This window comes from Hymenobacter lapidiphilus (assembly GCF_013377885.1).
In the GTDB taxonomy this organism is placed as follows: domain Bacteria; phylum Bacteroidota; class Bacteroidia; order Cytophagales; family Hymenobacteraceae; genus Hymenobacter; species Hymenobacter lapidiphilus.
Genome location: NZ_JABKAU010000020.1, coordinates 21,547 through 40,985, shown reverse-complemented (window position 1 = coordinate 40,985; position 19,439 = coordinate 21,547). Strand labels below are relative to the sequence as shown.

The 19,439-nt window shown below is 62.8% G+C and carries 18 protein-coding genes; 5 read left to right on the top strand and 13 right to left on the bottom strand.

What is annotated here, in order from left to right; genetic code table 11:
- Positions 1-2 precede the first annotated feature (2 nt).
- Complete coding sequence (locus tag HW554_RS11880; protein WP_176908808.1) at positions 3-1,157, top strand: hypothetical protein; 1,155 nt, start codon at positions 3-5, stop codon at positions 1,155-1,157.
- A gap of 57 nt (positions 1,158-1,214) precedes the next feature.
- Positions 1,215-2,297, top strand: a complete 1,083-nt coding sequence (locus HW554_RS11875; RefSeq protein ID WP_176908807.1) for a hypothetical protein — start codon at positions 1,215-1,217, stop codon at positions 2,295-2,297.
- Here HW554_RS11875 and rodA read toward each other — a convergent pair.
- From rodA to purH, 6 genes are all read right to left on the bottom strand, one after another.
- Positions 2,294-3,592, bottom strand: coding sequence for a rod shape-determining protein RodA (rodA, locus tag HW554_RS11870; protein ID WP_176908806.1), 1,299 nt, complete (start codon positions 3,590-3,592; stop codon positions 2,294-2,296). The genes HW554_RS11875 and rodA overlap by 4 nt on opposite strands.
- A gap of 149 nt (positions 3,593-3,741) precedes the next feature.
- Entirely contained in the window at positions 3,742-5,586 is a 1,845-nt protein-coding gene (gene mrdA / locus HW554_RS11865; RefSeq protein ID WP_176908805.1) for a penicillin-binding protein 2, read from the bottom strand.
- Between the two features lie 283 nt (positions 5,587-5,869).
- A complete protein-coding gene (locus HW554_RS11860; protein WP_218134702.1) occupies positions 5,870-6,406 on the bottom strand; it encodes a hypothetical protein in 537 nt (178 codons plus the stop codon).
- Positions 6,403-7,326 carry a rod shape-determining protein MreC gene (gene mreC / locus HW554_RS11855; protein ID WP_176908804.1) on the bottom strand — a complete coding sequence of 308 codons (924 nt, stop codon included), beginning with the start codon at positions 7,324-7,326 and terminating at the stop codon, positions 6,403-6,405. Before mreC ends, HW554_RS11860 begins: the two co-directional genes overlap by 4 nt.
- Before the next feature lie 200 nt (positions 7,327-7,526).
- A complete protein-coding gene (locus tag HW554_RS11850; RefSeq protein WP_176899638.1) occupies positions 7,527-8,552 on the bottom strand; it encodes a rod shape-determining protein in 1,026 nt (341 codons plus the stop codon).
- Between the two features lie 171 nt (positions 8,553-8,723).
- On the bottom strand, positions 8,724-10,277 hold the full coding sequence (purH, locus tag HW554_RS11845) for a bifunctional phosphoribosylaminoimidazolecarboxamide formyltransferase/IMP cyclohydrolase (protein WP_176908803.1): 1,554 nt from the start codon (positions 10,275-10,277) through the stop codon (positions 8,724-8,726).
- A 234-nt stretch (positions 10,278-10,511) separates the two neighbouring features.
- Between purH and HW554_RS11840 the strand changes: the two genes are divergently transcribed.
- Genes HW554_RS11840 through HW554_RS11830 form a run of 3 tightly spaced genes read left to right on the top strand, consistent with a single transcriptional unit; the run spans position 10,512 to position 13,070 of the window.
- Positions 10,512-11,681, top strand: a complete 1,170-nt coding sequence (locus HW554_RS11840; protein WP_176908802.1) for an acyl-CoA dehydrogenase — start codon at positions 10,512-10,514, stop codon at positions 11,679-11,681.
- The gene (locus HW554_RS11835; protein WP_176908801.1) at positions 11,674-12,471 is read left to right on the top strand and encodes a PIG-L deacetylase family protein; all 798 of its coding nucleotides are present in this window, start codon (positions 11,674-11,676) and stop codon (positions 12,469-12,471) included. The genes HW554_RS11840 and HW554_RS11835 overlap by 8 nt, the downstream gene beginning before the upstream one ends.
- Positions 12,468-13,070 carry a class I SAM-dependent DNA methyltransferase gene (locus tag HW554_RS11830; RefSeq protein WP_176908800.1) on the top strand — a complete coding sequence of 201 codons (603 nt, stop codon included), beginning with the start codon at positions 12,468-12,470 and terminating at the stop codon, positions 13,068-13,070. The genes HW554_RS11835 and HW554_RS11830 overlap by 4 nt, the downstream gene beginning before the upstream one ends.
- Positions 13,071-13,206: 136 nt before the next feature.
- On the opposite strand, the gene HW554_RS11825 is transcribed toward HW554_RS11830, so the two are convergent.
- The 7 genes from HW554_RS11825 to HW554_RS11795 all read right to left on the bottom strand — a co-directional run bounded on the left by HW554_RS11825 (position 13,207) and on the right by HW554_RS11795 (position 19,429).
- Positions 13,207-14,385 carry a glycosyltransferase gene (locus HW554_RS11825; RefSeq protein ID WP_176908799.1) on the bottom strand — a complete coding sequence of 393 codons (1,179 nt, stop codon included), beginning with the start codon at positions 14,383-14,385 and terminating at the stop codon, positions 13,207-13,209.
- A gap of 158 nt (positions 14,386-14,543) precedes the next feature.
- Complete coding sequence (locus HW554_RS11820) at positions 14,544-15,818, bottom strand: BamA/TamA family outer membrane protein (RefSeq protein ID WP_176908798.1); 1,275 nt, start codon at positions 15,816-15,818, stop codon at positions 14,544-14,546.
- Between the two features lie 134 nt (positions 15,819-15,952).
- Entirely contained in the window at positions 15,953-16,903 is a 951-nt protein-coding gene (locus tag HW554_RS11815; protein WP_176908797.1) for a geranylgeranylglycerol-phosphate geranylgeranyltransferase, read from the bottom strand.
- A gap of 356 nt (positions 16,904-17,259) precedes the next feature.
- Positions 17,260-17,754 carry a KdsC family phosphatase gene (locus HW554_RS11810; RefSeq protein WP_176908796.1) on the bottom strand — a complete coding sequence of 165 codons (495 nt, stop codon included), beginning with the start codon at positions 17,752-17,754 and terminating at the stop codon, positions 17,260-17,262.
- 95 nt (positions 17,755-17,849) lie between these two features.
- The gene (iscX, locus tag HW554_RS11805; RefSeq protein ID WP_176908795.1) at positions 17,850-18,086 is read right to left on the bottom strand and encodes a Fe-S cluster assembly protein IscX; all 237 of its coding nucleotides are present in this window, start codon (positions 18,084-18,086) and stop codon (positions 17,850-17,852) included.
- Positions 18,087-18,193: 107 nt separating this feature from the next.
- On the bottom strand, positions 18,194-18,523 hold the full coding sequence (locus HW554_RS11800; RefSeq protein ID WP_176908794.1) for a 2Fe-2S iron-sulfur cluster-binding protein: 330 nt from the start codon (positions 18,521-18,523) through the stop codon (positions 18,194-18,196).
- Positions 18,524-18,586: 63 nt separating this feature from the next.
- Positions 18,587-19,429, bottom strand: a complete 843-nt coding sequence (locus tag HW554_RS11795; RefSeq protein ID WP_176908793.1) for a Rossmann-like and DUF2520 domain-containing protein — start codon at positions 19,427-19,429, stop codon at positions 18,587-18,589.
- Positions 19,430-19,439: the final 10 nt, after the last annotated feature.

The following is a 19,439-nucleotide window of genomic DNA, read 5'->3' as shown; positions in this document are numbered from 1 at the left end:
CAATGAATACCAAATATAGCCACGCACAGCGTGAACAATACGGCCGGCTGCTGGCAGCCCGGCTCTGCGACCAACATTTCGGGGCCCGCCCCACGGCCACGCTCGATGGTCCGGCAGTACTCAGTTTCACGCCCGTCCGGCAGGTAAACCTGTTTGTGGTGCAGGAGCTACTGGGGAAGTGGACCGCCGAAATGGCCCAGCTGCGCAGCGCATATTTCGACTTCGAAGATGCCGATGTGCGCCAAGCTCTCACCCAGTTCATGAACGTGCTTTCGCGGCGCATCCGCCTCAGCCGGCCCACCTACGAGCCGCTGCTGGCCCAGGCCGTGGCCGACACGCTGGCCGGTGCCCTCAGCCCGGCCGATACGCTGGCCACCAAGCTGCTGCCCGCCGAATCCGGCCCACGTACGCCCGAGCAGCTGCGCGAGGGGCTGCGCTATCTGCACCTCAACAAGTCCCTGTTCGAGCGTTTCATCGACGCGCTGCCGGCTGGCCAGGTGCAGCCACGCGACTACCTCATCAGCCACTTCAGCCAGCATCTGGAAAGCAATTCCGGCCAACTGGAGCCCCTGACGGAGCTGGTAGCGCAGTTCAACGAGCTGCTGCCGCTTACCGAAGAGGAACTGCGCGAAGCATCGGCGCCGCCCGTCGCAGTGCCGGTGCAGCCGGCTCCTGCTGCTCCCGCCGCGCTTGTCCCGGCTCCTGACCCCGTGCCTGCAACCGTTTCCGCAGTGCCGGTAGCCCCGGCTCCAATGGTCCCGACCGCGCCGGAAGCTCCGATGGCCAAAGCGACGGTAGCTGATACGGAGGCCGTTGTGCCGCTGCATGCCAAGCTAAAGGCCGAGCGAGCGGGTTCGCCTTCACTGAGCGAAACCCTCCGCCCCGACCGCGCCGCCACGCTGGCCGATAAGGCCCCAAATGTCGAGTCGTTGCGCGAGGCTATTTCCATCAATCAGCGGTTCAGCTTTATCAATGAGCTGTTTGGGGGCGAGAACATGCGCTACCACGCCGCTATTCAGCATCTCGACACGCTGCCCGACGCCGACGCGGCCAAGCGCTACGTAACCGACAACCTGGCCGCCGAACAGCAATGGGTACGCAAGGACGAGCACGTAAACAAGCTGCTGCGCCTGATTGACCGCAAGTTCAGCGCCTGATTTTCCGGAGCCAGCCCCAGTTTCGGAGCTGGCTCTCATTTCATTCGTTACCGCCCCATGCCCCACCCCGCTGCTGCCCCTCTGCGCTGGCCCCATTGGCTGCTGGTGTACCTGCTGGGCCTGGGCCTGGTGGCGGGGCCGGCTTACCCCATGTACCGGCACTACGATTTCTCGCACTCGCTCGATACGCGCAGCTACCTGAGCGTGGCCCGCGGCGAGTTTGAAGGCGTGAGCCTGACGCGGCGCTACCGGCCGCTGGTGCCGGCCCTGGCCGCCGCCGTAGCCTGGCCCATCGAGCAGGTGTACGCCCGCATCTGGCCCGAGCGCCCCGGCTCCGACTGGCCTCTGCGGCTGGCGTTTTACGTGGTAAACTGCCTGTTGCTGGCTGGTATGGGGCTCGTACTTTTCCGGACCTGCCAACTCTGCGGAGCCACACCACTAGCGGCCGCACTGGCTCTGGCGGCCGTTTTCACGAGCCGCTGGGCGGTGTATACGGCCGGCCTGCCCCTCGTGGATAGCCTGTACCTGTTGGTGTTTGCACTGGCCTTTTACGCCGTGCGCGCTGGTTCGGCGGGGGCCGTGGTGGCGGTGCTGCTGCTGGCGCTGCCGGCCAAAGAATCGGGGCTGCTACTGGTGCCCTGGCTACTGTGGTACGGCCGCCACGCGCTGCGCTGGCCCTACCAACTGGCCTGGCTGGCCCTAGGCGGGGCCGCCTGGCTGGCTTTGCGCTTCTGGATTGACCAGCAGGCCGGCACGCCGCCGGAAGCCAGCGTCAGCAATGCCCTGGGCCACTTTGAAAACCTGGGTTACTCGCTAAGGCGGCTGTTTTCGGTGAAGGGCGCAGGCGAAATCTTCAGCATCTTCGGCTTCTTCAGCCTCGCCTTGCTGGCGGGTTTGCGCAGCCGTGCGGCTCGTCAAAACTGGGTTCCCTCCGTGGGCTGGTCTGGAATTGGGCTGCTGGTTATCGTGGCCGCCCACATGCTGCTTTCCGGCGATTTGGGCCGCATGGGCTATCTGGCCGCCCCGGTTTTCGCGGTGGCTTTCTCGTTGGTTGTTAGCCGTGATTCTTTGTTTGATTGTTGCGGCCAAATCAGCCAGCACACACCGATAAGTGAGTCGAGAGCTAATTCGACCTCTTAATACCGCTCCAGATCCTGCTTGCGGGCGGCATCAATGGCCAGCAGGATGAAGAGCAGCGTGGTGAACGACCACAGCGAGGAGCCGCCGTAGCTGAAGAACGGCAGCGGAATGCCCACCACCGGGGCCAGTCCGATGGTCATGCCGATGTTGATGCAGAAGTGGAAGAAGATGATGCTGGCCACGCAGTAGCCATAAGTGCGCCCAAACACCGATTTCTGCCGCTCGGCCACGTAGCCGATACGGCCCAGCAGGCCCATGAACAGCCCGATGGTGACCATCGACCCCAGCCACCCCCACTCCTCCCCCACGGTGCAGAAAATGAAGTCGGTGCTCTGCTCGGGCACGAAATCGAACTTGGTTTGGGTGCCCTGCAGGAAGCCTTTACCGGCCAGCCCACCCGAGCCGATGGCAATTTTCGACTGCGTGACGTTCCAGCCCACGCCCAGCGGGTCGGCCGAGGGGTTTATCAGGATTTCGATGCGCTTGCGCTGGTGGTCCTGGAGCACGTTGTTGAAGAAGAAATCGACCCCGAACACCATCCCGATAACGACTGCCCATACCCCCAGGCTCATCGGAATGTAGTGCCGTAGCGTCCGCCAGTTAGCCGCCAGCGCAATTATCAGCAGCACCGTAAAACCTACCAGCAGCCATAGCTTGGGCACGAGCAGCGCCAGAATCAGGATAACGGCTCCGGCGGCCAGAATCAGCAGGATGATGGGCGACATGCCCTCGCGGAAATAGGCCAGCAGAAACGCCGCAAACACCAACGCCTGCCCTGTTTCGTTGGCCGCGATGATGAGTACCGGCGGCAGCAGCGTGAGGCCAGCCAGCACCAGCTGGTCGCGGAAGCTTTGCTGGCGCAGGTTGATGCCGGCCAGGTAGCGCGATACGGCCAGGGCAGTAATGAACTTGGCAAATTCGGCGGGCTGCAGGCGCACCGGCCCCAGCTCCAGCCACGAGCGCGAGCCGGCAATTGGCCGGGCAATAAAGGGCGTAATAATCAGCAGCACAATCATCAGCCCATAGAGGCCGTAAGCCAGCGTGTCGTAGGCCTTGGGGTCGATGACGAGCAGCACCACAATCAGCACCAGAGCCGTACCAATCCAGACAATCTGCTTGAACCAGTTGAAATTCATGAGCTGGCCAAAGCTCAACGAGCTAAGCGCATTATCGGGCGCGTCGGGCGAGTAGCTGGCCGCGTACACGTTCAGCCAGCCCACCCCCACCATCAGCAGGTAGAGCAAGACCGTGACCCAGTCGATGCTGCGGTTGTAGCGGGCGGGAAGGGAATTCAAGAGTTAGTTCGCAAATAAAAGGTTTGTCATGCTGAGCTTGCCGAAGCATCTCTACCGCTTCGTTGGATTAGCATTGCATCTCAACGAAGCGGTAGAGATGCTTCGGCAAGCTCAGCATGACGTTCTGATTAACTTTCTAAACGGCTCTATCAGTATCTCCGGCGTTTGATAAACCGATCGGCGGGGCCGGGCAGCCATTCTTCCCAACGGTGGCGCCAGGGGGCTATTTTACCGCGCAGGTGTTTTTCGATAACTAAAGCGGCCAGCGGGGCGGCCGAGTTGCCGCCGAAACCGGCGTTTTCGATGAACACGACGATGGCAATCTGCGGGTCCTGGGCGGGGGCGAAGGCGGCAAAGGTGGCGTGGTCGTCGCCGTGGGGGTTTTGCACGGTGCCGGTTTTGCCAGCCACCGAGATGCCCACATCGGCCAGGCTGGCGTTGTTGCCGGTGCCGCCGTTGCCATCTACCACGCTCACCATGCCCGGCAAAATGGCGTCGAAGTGCTGGGCCTCCACCCCTACCGTATGCTTCACCTGGTACTCGGGCAGCGGGCCGCCGCTGCCAATGCCGCGCACGAAATGGGGCGTGTAGTACCAGCCGCGGTTGGCAATGGTGGCCATCACGTTGGCCATCTGCAGGCCCGTAATGCCCAGCTCGCCCTGCCCGATGCTCAGCGAGTACACCGTGCGGTAAGTCCAGCGGTGGTAGCCGTTGTGCTTGTCGTAGAACTCAGGCGACGGAATCAGGCCTTTCTTTTCCTGGCCCATATCCACGCCCAGCTTTTCGCCCAGCCCGAACTTCATCACCTGCCGCCGCCACTCGCCCAGGCCCAAACGGGCATCCTCGAAGCGGTTGCTGGAACGGCCACGTAGCACGGTGGCGCGCATTACCTGGTAGAAATAGGGGTTGCAGCTCTGCTTGATGGCAATGCCCACGTTGCTGGGGGGCTCGTGGCGGTGGGTGCAGCGCACCAGTTTGAAGTTGCACGCAAACGGCGTGTTGGGCGTCACCACCCCCGCCTGCAGCGCCACCAGCTCGTTTATGAGCTTAAAGGTGGAGCCGGGCGGGTAGGTGGCCATGAGGGGGCGGTTGAACAGCGGCTGCTCGGGGTTGTTGAGCAGCTCCATGTAGCGGTTGCCCATGCCCTTTCCCGACAGCATTTCGGGGTCGAACATGGGGGCCGACACAAAGGCCAGGATTTCGCCGGTTTTGGGGTCGAGGGCCACCACCGAACCCCGCTTGCCGGCCATCAGCTTTTCGGCGTAAGCCTGCAGCTCGGAATCCAAGCTCAGATGCAAGTCCTGGCCGGCCACCGACAGCGTGTCGTACTCGCCATCACGAAAGGCGCCTTTCTCTATGCCGCGCACATTTACCATGCGGTACTGCACGCCGCGCCGGCCCATGAGCTGGTCTTCGTAGTACGACTCCAGGCCTGTAATTCCCAGAAACTCGCCCGGCTGGTACTTGCTGTACTGGGGCCGCTCCAGCAGCTTGGGCGTTATCGAGCCCACGTAGCCCAGGGCGTGGGCCATGGTATGGGTGTTGTACGAGCGGGCCATACGCGCTTTCACACTGAAGCCCGGAAAGTCAATCAGATTGTCCTGGATGGCAGCCAACTCCTGGGTGCTCAGGTTCTGCACCAGCGGCGAGGCCTTCACGCGGCTGAACTTGCGGGCCTGCTGCAGCCCCTCGCGCACCTCTTCCAGCGGCAGCTGGAGCAGCTGGCTGAAACGCAGGGTATCGAGCTGCTTGACTTCGCGCGGCACCACCATCAGGTCGTACACCGGTGTGTTCTGGACCAGAATCTGGCCCTTACGGTCATAAATCAGGCCCCGGTACGGAGTCTGGACGATGCGCTGGAGCGTGTTGCGGTCGGCAGCCAGCTTGTAGCTGCCGTCCAGAACCTGGATATAGAACAGGCGCGTCGCAAAAACCAGCGCGACGGCCAGGAAAATTGCCTGGACGACGTATTTGCGGCCTTCGAGGTATTGCAAAGCAGAAGAATCTGAAAGGAAAGGGGTTCGGCCAAAACGGTCGGAAGACAAAGGTAACCCCGACCGTGCGGAAAAGGTGCGGGGAAGGTGAGATGGATAGTTGGCAGTCGAACCAGCCTATCTACAATTCAGATTATGCAGGGCGATGTAGGGGCGGGGCTTACCCCCGCCCGCCGACAGCACAATGGTTTGAACGTAACCAAGAGAAACGTTTAACGGCGGGCGGGGACAAGCCCCACCCCTACGTCGTGCCGATAGAATCACTTCATCAACCCCAACAACCCTACCGCTTGCGGCGCTTGGTGGGATAGAACACCAGCTGGATGATGAGTAACGCCAGGGCCGTGTAGAGCGTACTGAGCACGATTTTGGCCAGCGTGAGGCCCACAAACCGGAACGAGCCTAGCTCCAGCAGGAAGAAAGCCGCGTGGTGAATGGCCGTGAGCAGCACCAGGTACACCACCATCCACTGCCAGCCCATCTGGTGGATGTTCACCGAATCCTGGGCGTCGTAGCCGTCGCGGGGTGTGAGCAGGCGCAGCACCCAGGGCCGCAGGTACATCAGCAGCACGGCGGCGGCGGCGTGCACCCCGCCGGTGTCAAACACCATATCGAGCGAGAGGCCCACCGCAAAACCCAGCACCAGCTGCACCACCAGCGGCGTGGCCAGCGGCAGGAACAGCAGAAAACCCAGGTAGATAAAGCACCAGGCCAGGTTGAAGAGCACGAAATCGGTGCCGCTGATCAGCAGCACGTACAGGGCCAGGTAGAACACGCCCCGCACTGCCTGCCACAGAACGCTGAAAATTCCTCCGCTCATGGCCGCTTGGTTTCGGGTTTAATGCCGGCGCGTACCTCCAGCGTGTCGCGCTCGGCCTGGGGCCGGCTCGTAACGAGGTACACGTAGGTAAGGCGCGAAAAATCGGTGGCCAGTCGTACGCGCACCGTCCAGAAGTTCTTATCGGGCTCCTTCACAAACGAGTCGACGGTGCCCACCAGCACGCCCTCGGGGTACACGGCGTTGTAGCCCGAGGTTACGACCGTGTCGCCGCGCACGAGCTTGTTCTGGCGCGGAATGTTGTCGAGCAGCACGTGGGTGGGGTCGTCGCCGAGCCAGCGCACGGTGCCGATGGTACCGTCGCGCTGAATGCGGGCCGAGGTACGGCTCTGCGAGTGCAGCACCGATGTGATGGTGGCGTAGTGCTCCGAAAACACCTTCACCCGACCCACAATCCCCTCGGCCGATACAACGCCCATACCGTCGCGCACGCCATCGACGCGGCCTACGTTCAGGGTGAGGTAGTTATCCACAAGGCGCTGGGTGCTGCTCACTACCCGGGCCGGAATGAGAGGGTAGTCGGGGTCGCGGGTGGCGAGGGGGCGCAAGCCCAGCAGCAACGAGTCGGGGCGGCCCAGAATGGCCAGCCGGGCCTGGGTGGTGCTGTCCTGGCGGACGGGCAGCGAGTCGGCGGTGCGGCCGCCCAGGTCGGGTGGGTAGAACTGCTGACGCAGGCGGGCGTTTTCGCGCAGCAGCTCCCGGTTCACGTCTGCCAGCCGGAAATAATCCTGCACCTGGTTGCGCCAGCCCAGCACCTGCCCCACGTAGGTATTGGCCGAGTTGAAAAACGCGGCCCGCTGATACGTGCTATTGCGCACCAGCAGAAACAGGCTCAGCACTTCCAGCACCGCAAATACCAGGAAAGCCCGGTAGCGAAACAGAAAGGCGAACAGGTTATTCATTCGGAGAAGCTAGGGATTAGAAGCTGGTAGCCAGAAGCGGATAGGCTGTTGTAGCGGGAGATTTAACTACCTGAAGAAAGAGCGTCATTCAGCGCGAAGCGAAGAATCTTGCGGGCTGACGTTGGACAAAGGTAGTGCAACGGTGCCACGCAAGATTCTTCGCTTCGCTCTGAATGACGTTCAATTCTAGCTCCTGGCTTCTAGGTCAGCAACACGCCCCGGAAGGCCTGGATGTCCTTGATGGCTTTGCCAGTACCACGCACCACGGCGCGCAGCGGGTCTTCGGCAATATGAATGGCCAGCTTGGTTTTCGCGGCCAGGCGCTTGTCGAGGCCGCGCAGCAGGGCGCCGCCACCGGTCAGGTGAATACCGTTTTCGTAAATATCGGCCGACAGTTCGGGCGGGCTGATTTCGAGGGCCTTAAGCACAGCTTCCTCAATTTTAGCCACCGACTTATCGAGGGCAATGGCAATTTCCGACGACGTTACCTTGATAACCTTCGGGATACCCGTCATCAGGTCGCGGCCGCGCACCTCGTAGTCGGGCGGCGTTACGTCCAGTTCCGTCAAGGCCGCGCCTACCTCAATTTTGATGCGCTCGGCGCTCCGCTCGCCAATCAGCAGGTTGTGCTGGCGGCGCATGTAGTCGAGAATATCCTGGTTGAATACGTCGCCGGCCGTTTTGATGCTCTGGTCGCACACGATACCCGAGAGGGCAATAACCGCAATTTCGGTGCTGCCGCCCCCAATGTCGATAATCATCGAGCCAATGGGCTGCTCCACATCAATACCAATACCAATGGCCGCGGCCATGGGCTCCTGAATCATCCAGACTTCCTTGGCGCCGGCGTGCTCGGCCGAGTCGCGTACGGCCCGCTTCTCCACTTCGGTAATGCCCGACGGGATGCAGATAACCATGCGGTGCGAGGGCTGAAACAGGCGGTTGCGGGTATCAATCATCTTGATGAGCCCCTTGATCATCTCCTCGGCGGCGTGGAAGTCAGCAATTACGCCGTCTTTCAGGGGCCGGATGGTTTTGATGTTGTCGTGGGTCTTCTCGTGCATTTGCTGCGCCTGCCGGCCCACGGCAATTACCTTATTGGTCGTACGGTCTTTGGCAATGATGCTCGGCTCATCCACCACGATAACATCGTTGTGAATGATGAGCGTGTTGGCCGTGCCCAGGTCGATGGCAATGTCGCTGGTAAAGAAATTAAAGAAACCCATTGAGTTACGGCAAGTAAATGAGAACGGGGCGCTTGCGCCCGTCAAAAGTGGGGGCAAAAGTACGGAGTTATTTATGGGGATGAAGCATCACAGGCCAGGACCTGCCCGACAAACGTCATCCGGCATGCCCTAGCCTGTGTTACTTCTTCTTTTTTATTTCGTACTCCTTTACTAGTGCTTGAAGTGGCGTACGCCCGTCAGCACCATGGCCATGCCCAGCTGGTTGCAGGCGGCAATGCTGTCTTGGTCTTTGATAGAGCCACCGGGCTGCACCACGGCCCGGATGCCGGCCGAACCGGCAATTTCCACGCAGTCGGGGAAGGGAAAGAAGGCGTCGGAAGCCATGACCGCCCCGTTCAGGTCAAACCCAAACGAGCCGGCCTTCTCGATGGCCTGGCGCAGGGCATCCACCCGCGAGGTCTGGCCCACGCCCGAGGCCAGCAGCTGGCCGGCGCGCGCCAGTACAATGGTGTTGCTTTTGGTATGCTTGCAGATTTTGAGGGCGAATTCCAGGGCTTCCACTTCGTCGGAAGTCGGAACCGATTCGGTTACCGTCTTGAACTCGGCCGCGCCCTCCATGGCCTGGTCGAAGTCCTGCTCGATGGTGCCGTTGAGCAGCGTTTTGACCTGCTTGGCCGGAAACTGCACGGGCTTCTGGCGTAGCAGAATCCGGTTTTTCTTGCTCTGCAGCAGCGGCAGCGACTCAATTTCAAATCCGGGCGCAATCAGTACCTCAAAAAACAGCTTGTTCAGCTCCTCGGCCGTGGCCGCATCTACCGGCTTGTTCACGATGATGACGCCGCCGAAAGCCGACACCGGGTCGCAGCTCAGGGCGTTCAGGTAGGCCTGGTGCAGCGTATCGGCCTGGGCCACGCCGCAGGCGTTGGTGTGCTTGAGAATGGCGCAGGCGGCCGGGCCGGCCGCATCGAACTCGCGCATGAGCAGCACGGCCGCGTCCACATCCACGAGGTTGTTGTAGCTGAGCTGCTTGCCGTGGAGCTGGTCGAACAGCGCGCTCAAGTCGCCGTGGAAAGTACCGGTCTGGTGGGGATTTTCGCCGTAGCGCAGAGGCGTTTTTTGGGAGCTATTAGCTGTTAGCTGTTGGCTGTTAGTTTTTTCTTCAGAAGTGGTGCCTTGGCTTGCCACAAAGTAGCGGCCGATTTCGGTGTCGTAGTGGGCAGTGGTGGCGAAGGCGGCGGCGGCGTACTGCTTGCGGTCCTCCAGGTCGGTGGCGCAGTTCTTCTGGGTCAGTAGCTCGGTTACCTGCGCGTACTGGTCGCGGCTGCTGACGACGAGCACGTCGCGGTAGTTTTTGGCCGCCGCCCGTAGCAGCGAGATGCCGCCGATGTCAATCTTCTCAATTACGTCGGCCTCATCGGCACCCGAAGCCACGGTTTCTTCGAACGGGTACAGGTCTACTACCACCAGGTCGATGGGCGGGATGCCGTGCTGCTGGGCTTCGGCCAGGTCGGAGGCCTCGTGACGGCGGTGCAGAATGCCACCGAATACGGTGGGATGCAGGGTTTTCACGCGGCCGCCAAACACGGCCGGAAAGCCGGTCAGCGTTTCCACGGCCGTCACTTTTGCCCCCTGCTCCTCGATGAACTGCTGGGTGCCGCCGGTCGAGTAGATGGTTACACCGTGCTGGCTCAGCAGCTCCACGAGCGGGCCGAGGCGGTCTTTGTAATACACCGAAATGAGGGCGGAACGAATGGGCTGCGACATGGCGGAAGGGGGCTGAAAGGGTTCGTGAAATGCTCCACGAAGGTAGGCACCGGCGCGCGGCCGGCTGTTACCGAATTGTTAAGCCGGCCCGGCCGCAGCGCCCTGGCTACTACAAAGTCAACTTGGGCAGCCCGTAGCACGGTGGCAACCGGGCAACTTCCGTAGCTCAACTGTGGCAGCCGAAGCAGGCCGCTGTGCGTAGAGGATACAGTTGTTATCCGGCCCTGTTTTTTTATGCCTGAACTGATTAATCCTCCCGCTACTTCTGCTGCTACCCTACCCGCGGCCACTCCCGCCCTGGCCGCTGCCGGGGCGGCAGCCCTGGCCCCGCGCCTATTTGCCCAGGCGGCTCACTCCGATGTCGAGGGCGGCTTTCCAACCCAGGAATTCAACTGGCTCCGCGAGGCCGGGCTACTGGCTGCCCCGCTACCCGCCGCGCTGGGCGGCAGCGGCCTCAACGAGCCTGCCCACACCTACGAGCTGCTCAGCACGCTGCGCCACATCGGACGGGGCAACCTGGCGGTGGGGCGGGTGTACGAAGGCCACGTCAATGCGCTGCAACTCATTGGGCGCTTTGGCCGGCCGGCGCAGGTGCAGGCGTGGGCCGCCGATGCCCGGGCGGGCCACCTGTTCGGCGTCTGGAATACCGAGGCCCACGATGGCGTGAAGCTGGAGCCCGTACCCGAGGGCCGGTACCGGCTCAGCGGCAGCAAAACCTTCGGGTCGGGTGCCGGCCACCTCACCCGCCCGCTGCTCACGGCCGCCCTGCCCGACGGCGGCTGGCAGATGCTGGTGCTGCCCGCCGATACCCAGGTACCCGAATACGACGCCCGGTTCTGGCGGCCACTGGGCATGCGGGCCTCGGCCAGCTTCCGGGTCGATTTTACGGGGCTCGAAGTGGGCCCCGAGCAGCTGCTGGGCGCCCCCGGCGACTACTACCGCCAACCCTGGTTCAGTGGTGGGGCCATTCGGTTTGCGGCCGTGCAGTTGGGCGGGGCAGAAGCCATCTTCGACGAAACCCGCCGCTTTTTACGCGCCCTCGGCCGCATCGACGACCCTTACCAGCGCCAGCGGCTGGGCCAGCTGAGCATACTGGTAGCCAGCGGCCAGCACTGGCTGCACGCCGCCGCCGAGCTGGCCGCCCGCCCCGGCCCCGATGCCGAAACCGTGGTGGCCCATGCCAACCTAGTGCGCTCGGCCATCGAGGATATCTGCCTGCGGGTTCTGCCACTGGCCGAGCGGTGCGTGGGGGCCCGCGGCCTGCTGCGGCCCGAGCCCTTCGAGCGCCTGCACCGCGACCTGACGCACTACCTGCGCCAGCCCGCCCCCGATGCCGCCCTGGCCGACGCCGGCCGCTACGCCCTGGACCACTCCCGCCCCGCCCACCGCCTCTGGCATGACTGAGCTGCCCGTTTTCGACCCTATTGCCTTACCCCTGCAGCCCGCCACTTACGCCGCCACGTTGGGCCCAACGGTAGTCATTTCCCCTCATCCCGACGACGAAAGCCTGGGCTGCGGCGGGTTGCTGGCGCTGCTGGCCCGCGCCAACGCGCCCGTGTGGTGCGTACTGATGAGCGACGGCACCATGTCGCACCCAAACTCGGCTAAGTTTCCGGCCCCGGCCCGCCAGGCCCTGCGCGAAACCGAGTTGCGGCTGGCGTTGACTGAGCTGGGCCTGCGCTCCGACTGCCTGCTGCCCCTGAACCTGCCTGACGGCCAGGTGCCCGGCCCCAACGAACCGGCCGGCCAGGCAGCCATAGCCCGGTTGGTTGAGTTTTTCCGGGAAAAGCAGCCGACCACCGTGCTATGCCCCTGGCGGCGCGACCCGCACCCCGACCACCGCGCCACCAGCCAGCTGGTGCGGGCTGCGCTGGCGCATCTACCCAGGCCACCGCGCCTGCTCGAATACCTAGTCTGGGCTTGGGAGCGAGCAGCCCCCACCGACCTCCCCCGGCCTGGCGAGGCTAGTGGCTGGCAGCTCGATATCAGCGCGGTGCTGGCCGAGAAGCAGCGCGCCATTGCCGCGCACGCCTCACAGCTGCCCGGCTCCTGCATCGACGACGACCCAACGGGCTTCACGCTGGCCCCCAGTATGCTGGTCCACTTCGCCAGCACTACCGAACTGTATCTGGAGGCCACTACCACAATAGCCGCGTCGCCTGCTCATTCCTCCTCCGATTCCCGTTCTGTATGAAATCGAACCCCAACCAGCCCCACACGCTGCCGCCCGACTATTTCGATAAGGTGTACGAAGCCAACCAAGACCCCTGGGACTTCGCTACCAGCCCCTACGAGCAGGAGAAGTACGCCGCCACGCTGGCCGCCCTGCCGCGCAGCCACTACGCACGGGCCTTTGAAATCGGCTGCTCGCTGGGCATCCTCACGGCCCGGCTGGCCCCGCACTGCGGCTATCTGCTGGCAGTTGATGTGGCCGAGGCCGCCCTGCAACAGGCCCGCCAACGCTGCGCCAACCTGCCGCAGGTGGAGCTGCAGCTTCTGCGTGTACCCGATGAGTTTCCCGCCGGCCAGTTCGACCTGATTCTGGTGTCGGAAGTAGGCTATTACTGGAGCCCGGCCGATCTGGCCCGCGCCGCCGACCAACTAATAGCAACGTTGCCAGCCGGTGGCCATTTGGTACTGGTCCACTGGACGCCCCCCGTACACGACTACCCACTCACCGGCGACGCGGTACACGAGTTCTTCCTCGAAAAAGCCACTCCCAATGGCCCTCTACGCCACCTACACGGCCACCGCTACGAGAAATACCGTCTCGATGTGCTGGAACGGCGGTAGCTGGAAAGGACTTTAGTTTAGAACCAATCAGTTTGAACGTCATGCTGAGCTTGCCGAAGCATCTCTACCGCTTCGTTAAACGACTGCTACGAAGCGGTAGAGATGCTTCGGCAAAGCTCAGCATGACGTTCATGTGCTAGCCATAGGCCAATGTCGACGCACGCGCCAGCTCGGTGCGCAGAATACTGATAGCCAGCACCAGTGGCACCTGATCCTCTGGGCTAGACGACAGTAGCAGCTGCGGCCGCGCCCAGTCCCAGTAAGCGCCGAAGGTGGCATAGCTGGGTAGTGCAGCCAGCACCTCGGCCGGCACTTCTTCTGGTCCGGAAACTACTCGTTCAGGCGTTTCGCGACTCTGAGCAAGGCGCCACTGTTGGCGAAGCTGGCGGCGCAGGTTCAACTCCTGCACCAGGGTGGCAGGGTTGGGTACTAATTGCTGCTGGCCCAGCCGGGCCCACTCGCGCAGCTGCCACGAGAGGCCGACCGCCACCCGCCCCTGTTGCCGGCCCGAGGTGAACACGCGTACGGCCGGGCTATGGCGCACTCGTAAATCGTGGCGCAACAGGGCCTGGTACAGGGCTTCGTCTTCCAGAAACGGCACTACGGGCAGCCCACCCACCTGGCGGTAGGCAGCTACCGTAACGGCCAGGCTGGCTCCGAAGTGCTGGTGGTGGCGGGGCCAGGGGTCGTGGGGTTGGGGGTCGAGCTGGGTTTCGAGCTGGACCCGCAGCAGCTGGCAAGTGGCATCCTGCAACTGGCAGCGGCGCACGGGGCAGGCACGGCTGCTTTCTTCCATCAAAATCCGACCGGCTACGGCATCTACGCCCAACTCCAACTCACGGAACGTGGCTGCCAGCCAGTCGGGGGCTACGCGGGTGTCGGCATCGGTGCTGATGATGGCGGCGCGGGGCTGGCCGGCCAGCTCCAAGCGGTGGGCAGCCTCATCCATGAGCAGGCGGCGGGCCCGGCCCACGTGGGCCTCGGCGGGCGGCAACGTCAGTTCGGCTACGTGCAGGGCCAGCGTTGGGTGGTTGGCGGCGAAGGTCCGCACTACGGCGGCTGTATTGTCGGTGCAGTTGTTAGCCAGTACCAGCACTTCGAAGCTGCCGGGTGGCAACGGCTGGCCCTTCTCGTTGGTTTGGGCCGCCAGCGCCGCCAGTGTAGAAGGCAATGCGTCGGCCTCATCCTTGGCCGGAATAATAACGGTGGCCCTCAAGGCCGGGGAAGGCAGCGACAGATGGCTCCAGACCGAAGCAGGCAGCGCCGCGTTGTTGGGGTGGGCCGAGTGAAACCGATGCGGAGTGGCGTATTCCATGGGCTGCTTTCTACGCAGCACGCAGTGTACAGTTCGCCCCGAAACAGGCAAAAACCCTACTGACGAGCTTAAAAGACAGAAAAAGCAAAAGCTGCAGGTTACAAGCGGCCTGATGGCGCTTGTAACCTGCAGCTTATAGCTGGCAGCCGGAAAAAGCGTTAGAACGCCTCGCCCACTGCGAAGATGATACCCGAGTTACCGCCCGAACCCACCCCGTAGTCGAGGCGGATGTTGAGCCGGTCGCGACGGTTGAAGCGGAAACGTATTCCTGCTCCACCGGCGTAGCGCAGCCCGTCTACAGTATAGTCGTCGAGGTTCGGCGCCACCTGGCCCACGGCCCCAAACACGGCACCATCAATCCGCCAGAATAGTTTCTGCCGGATTTCGGCCTGGGCCGTGGTGAACTGCCGGTCGCGGTAGCGGCCTTCGTAAATGCCGCGCATCAGGTAGGCGTTGTTGTAGAGCGAGCCGCCGAGCGTAGCGCCCATGCCGCCCCACTCGCGGAACGGCACGTCGCCGGTGTGGTACTGGCCCAGAAACTGCAGCGCCAGAATAGTGTTGTTGGAGCCGAACATCGGGTTGAAATGGCGCGCATCCACCATGTAACGGGTGAATTTATAGTCGCTGCCCAAGCCTTTGCCGGCAAACAGCACGTGCGCATCCACGAAATTACCGGTGTACGTGGCCAGTAGGTTGTCGCGGCTGTCGTACAGCAGCGCCGGGCCCACGCCCGATGTAGTGTAGCCGCCGCGCTGCTCGGCCGGGATAGTGAAGTATGAGCCGGGAGTTGCTTCGTCGTCGCCATCTTCCTTGAGCTTAACGGTGCCCAGATCGGTGAGGCGGTAGCGCAGGCCCACAAACAGGTTGGGTTTCACTTTTGCAAGTACTTTCTGATCGAATACCCACAGCGGGTACTGGATGTTGGAGTACACGTCCTCATCGGTATCGTTGCCGCGGCCGTAGTACTTAAAGGCCAGGTCATAGTAGCTCAGCTCGCCCGAAAGGAAGAACTTTTCTTCCTTGGTGAAAATGGTATGCGTGAGCTGCACGGTGGTTTGCTTCTTCTGCGAAATCCAGGCAATCAGGCGGGCGTTCGACTTGCGCACCGTGGTATCGGAACCGAAACGCCACACGGGCAGAATGGCCACACCGCCGGCGAAACCGGTTTCCTGCTGATAAAAGGCAATGGGTACCGGCAGAAAGCTTGGCTTGTCGGGGTCGGAGGGCGTAAGCCGGACTTTGGTGGTGGTAGCCGGGGCGAGGGCGCGGTTGAGGCCCACCGGTGCGCCCACGGGCTCGGCAGCGGCCTCGGTCGAAGCTATAGGAGCAGCCGAAGCCAGCAGAAGAGCGGCCGACTCGGAAGGTGCTGACTGCGCCAGGGCAGCCGGGGTGGCCAGCGCACTTAGCGCCAGCAACGGGTAGAGGAAGCGCATACAGTGATGGCCGGGGTAAGAAGGAAAGTGAGAGGAAGCAACCCCTGCTGGCAGCGCAGCCACAACGGGCGGCCGCACGAATCGGGCTGTAGCCTTTGCTAACGCAACAGTAGCGGCCGCGGTTGCCCACACTTTCAGACCAATCCCAGCATCGAGAATACCCCGGCCAGCATAATGAGCTTGCACCAGGTACTGAGCCGGGCAAAGTGCTGCCGTTGGTCGGCGCGGCGCAGGGCGGCGGCCAGCGCCAGCAGCGGGGCCAGCACCAACAGCAGCAACCATAGGCCCAGCCCGTAACGGTAACTCATGAAAAGCGCATTGAACACGGCACCGGCCACCAACAGCAGCAGACAGGCCAGAAAAAAGCCGGCCACCCACTTGGTGCGCGGCACGCCCCACACCAGCGGCAGCGTGCGGCACTCGTGCTGGGCGTCGCCGCGCATGTCCTCCACGTCTTTCACAATTTCGCGCACCAGCGTGAGCAGAAACGCAGCCAGCGCATAGCCCCACACCGCCGAGCGGCCGGTGTGCAGTTGCAGCTCGGGCAGCAGCACCAGCGCCGCCGTGAGGGTAGCAATGCTCACGTTGCCCACCAGTGCCACCCGCTTGAACCGGGCCGAGTAGCCCCACAGCAGCAGCGCCGAGCCCAGGTTCACGAGCCCCAGCAGCGGCGAAAGCAGCACCCCCAGCCCCACTCCCAGCCCCGAAAGCACGAGGTGGGCCAGCATGGCGTGCCGCCGGTTGATGCCGCGCCCCACCACCAGCCGCCCGGGCCGGTTGATGGCATCAATCTTGACATCGTAGTAGTCGTTGATGATGTAGCCGGCCGCCCCGATGCACAGGGCCGCCAGCAGCAGCAGCGCAAACCCCGGGGCAAATACCTGGCGCCAGGGCGCATGGGGTAACAGCAGGCAGGCGCGCACCAGCAGCAGGCACAGGGCCATAATCAGCAGGTTGGGCAGACGTACCAGCCGGGCCAGCTGCCGCCGGCTACTGCTGCCGCTATTGCTAGCGTTGCTGCCGCCCGAGCCAGCAGTGCCAGGCGCAGTAGCATCGGCGGCAGACAGGGACGGGCGGAAAAGCATAAGCTGGAGCCGAAAGGGCAATAAGAGGTACAAAGATGGCCCCGCCAAAGCGAAAGGTCACAAAAATGCCTCTCCCAAAAATCAGGAGAGGCATTTGCTCAATGAAGCTGTTCAAAAACCCCGTGTTATCAGTAAGAACGTCATGCTGAGCTTGCCGAAGCATCTCTACCGCTTCGTTGCAATGGTGAGAATCCAATACAAGGATTACTCTTGCGGTAGAGATGCTTCGGCAAGCTCAGCATGACGTTATTTCGACTTTCCAAAAAGCTTCAATGGACGGGCCGAGGCTACAGGCGCTTTAGGCTTCGGGCATTTATAACTACTTCGGCTTCAACACAACCGGCAGCCGGAGCGGCTTACCAGGTGCCCTGGGCCTTCATCACGGCCTCCATCAGCTCGCGCACAGCTCCGTGCCCGCCGGGCAGCTGGGCCACGTAGTTGCTGATGGCCAACACATCGGTGGCGGCATCGGCCGGGCAGGCCGCTATGGCGCACCGGCGCATCACCTCCAGGTCGGGCATGTCGTCGCCCATATAGGCGATGCTGGCCGTTTCGAGATGGTAGCTATTGAGGTAGTTGTTGAAGATTTTCATCTTGTCATCCACCCCCAGATAAATGTCGCGCACATCGAGCGACTCCAGCCGCTTACGGACGCCCTCCTCTTCGCGGCCCGAAATAACGGCTACCCGGTAGCCCTGGCGCAGGGCATGCCGGATGGCGTAGCCGTCGCGGATGTGGAAGGAGCGCACCTGCTCGCCCGAGTTGAAGGCCAGCAGGGTGCCATCGGTCAGCACCCCGTCTACGTCCAGCACAAACACTTTAATTGCTCTTAAATCGACTCCTGACGACATAGACATACCTTACTATACATAGCACAGGAGTGCGCCAGCCGGGTTGCCGGGCATCCATCAAAGAGAAAACGGCCAGTGTGCCGGCGCAGAGCAGTCTATTGGTTGTCGCGCCACTCGTACACCCACTTGGCCTGGATCTGCTCCAGGTGGCCTTCGTTGGCCTGCTCGCGGGTGCCTTCAAAATTGGGCAGGCTCATCACCCAGTCCAGCAGCTCGGTAAACCGGATGCGGTAGATTTTAGCCTCACCGAATTCGTTACCGAACTTCTCATACAGGGCAATGGCCACGTCTTCGTGGTCGCTCCACTTAATCGGGGGCTCGAAATGGTTCATAGTCAGAAAGGGCTGATTTGGAGATACGTGCCGAATGTAAAAACGCTGACCAGGCTACCGATGCAGCCAGTTTGGCGCGTTTTCACATTCTCCCACATTACTAAAAGCTAGTGGCCAAGGAAGTGCTGGGGCGGAATGCGCACCATCAGGTCGGAAGCACCCTGCACCACGCACTGGCAGGCCAGGCGCGAGTTGATGCGGGGGTTTTCGGCCCGGTCGATGAAGTCTTCCTCGGCGTCGGAAATTTCGGGCAGGTCGTTCTCGCCCTGCTCAATATATACGTGGCAGGTGCTGCACCCGCACACGCCGCCACAGTTATGCTGCAGCTGAATATCGTTGTTGAGGGCCACGTCCAGCACCGATTCGCCCTCGGCGGCCACGTGCGTCTGGTCGGGCTGGCCGTCCTGGAAGGTAAACGTAATATTGATGGCTTTCACGGCGAAAGGCTAGGTACACAAGGCAAAAATGAAGGGGCAAAGGTACGGACGTGCCCCCCCGAATCAAAGCCGCAACCCTGGCGCATTGTTTGCCGCAGCCGGCAGCGGCCCGGCCGTGGCCTGAATGCTGGCCGTGAGCTGCTGGTAGAGCTGCTGCCAGCGCGGCCGGGCGGCCAGCGCGGCCGCGTGGCGGGCCAGCGTGGCAGCATCGTGGCGCACGGCCGGGCCGGTCTGGGCCACGAAGGGCGGCTGGGCCAGGGCCTTGTCCAGCGTTTCGCGGATGAGTGGGTGCAACAGCTCCCAGGGCAGCCCTGCACCTTCCAGCAGCTCGCGCCCAATGCCCAGCAGGTGATTGGGAAAGTTGCTGACCCACACGGCCGCCACATGCAGCTGCAGCCGCCGGGTCGAGTCCAGCTCCCGCACGTCGGGGCTCAGCGAGGCGGCCAGCTGGTGCAAGGTGGCCAGCGCGGCGGCATCGGTGGCTTCCAGGCACAGCGGCACGCTTGCCCAGGCAATTGCGCGGCCCGGCCCAAAGGTTTGGAGCGGGTAGAACACGCCGCCCCGCAGCTGCTCTTTATAAGGAGAAAACACGGAAAGCGGTAGCGCCCCGGCCGTGTGCGCCACCAGCGCCCCCACCGGAAAACGGGCTGCCGCCAGCACTTCGGGCACCACCGCATCGGGCAGCGTGAGCAGGTACACGTCGGCGTCGGGCAGGTGTTGCAGGCTACTGGCTACGGTGGCCGGCACCGGCAGTCGGGAAGCCAGCGCCGCCCCCGATTCGGGGCTGCGGCTCCAGAGACCCACTACCGCGTGGCCGGCAGCGGCCAAAGCCGGGGCCAGATGGGTGGCCACCCGGCCGGCCCCAAGCAGCACAATTCGGAGGGGGGTACGGTGTGTTGTCGTCATGAATGTAGAA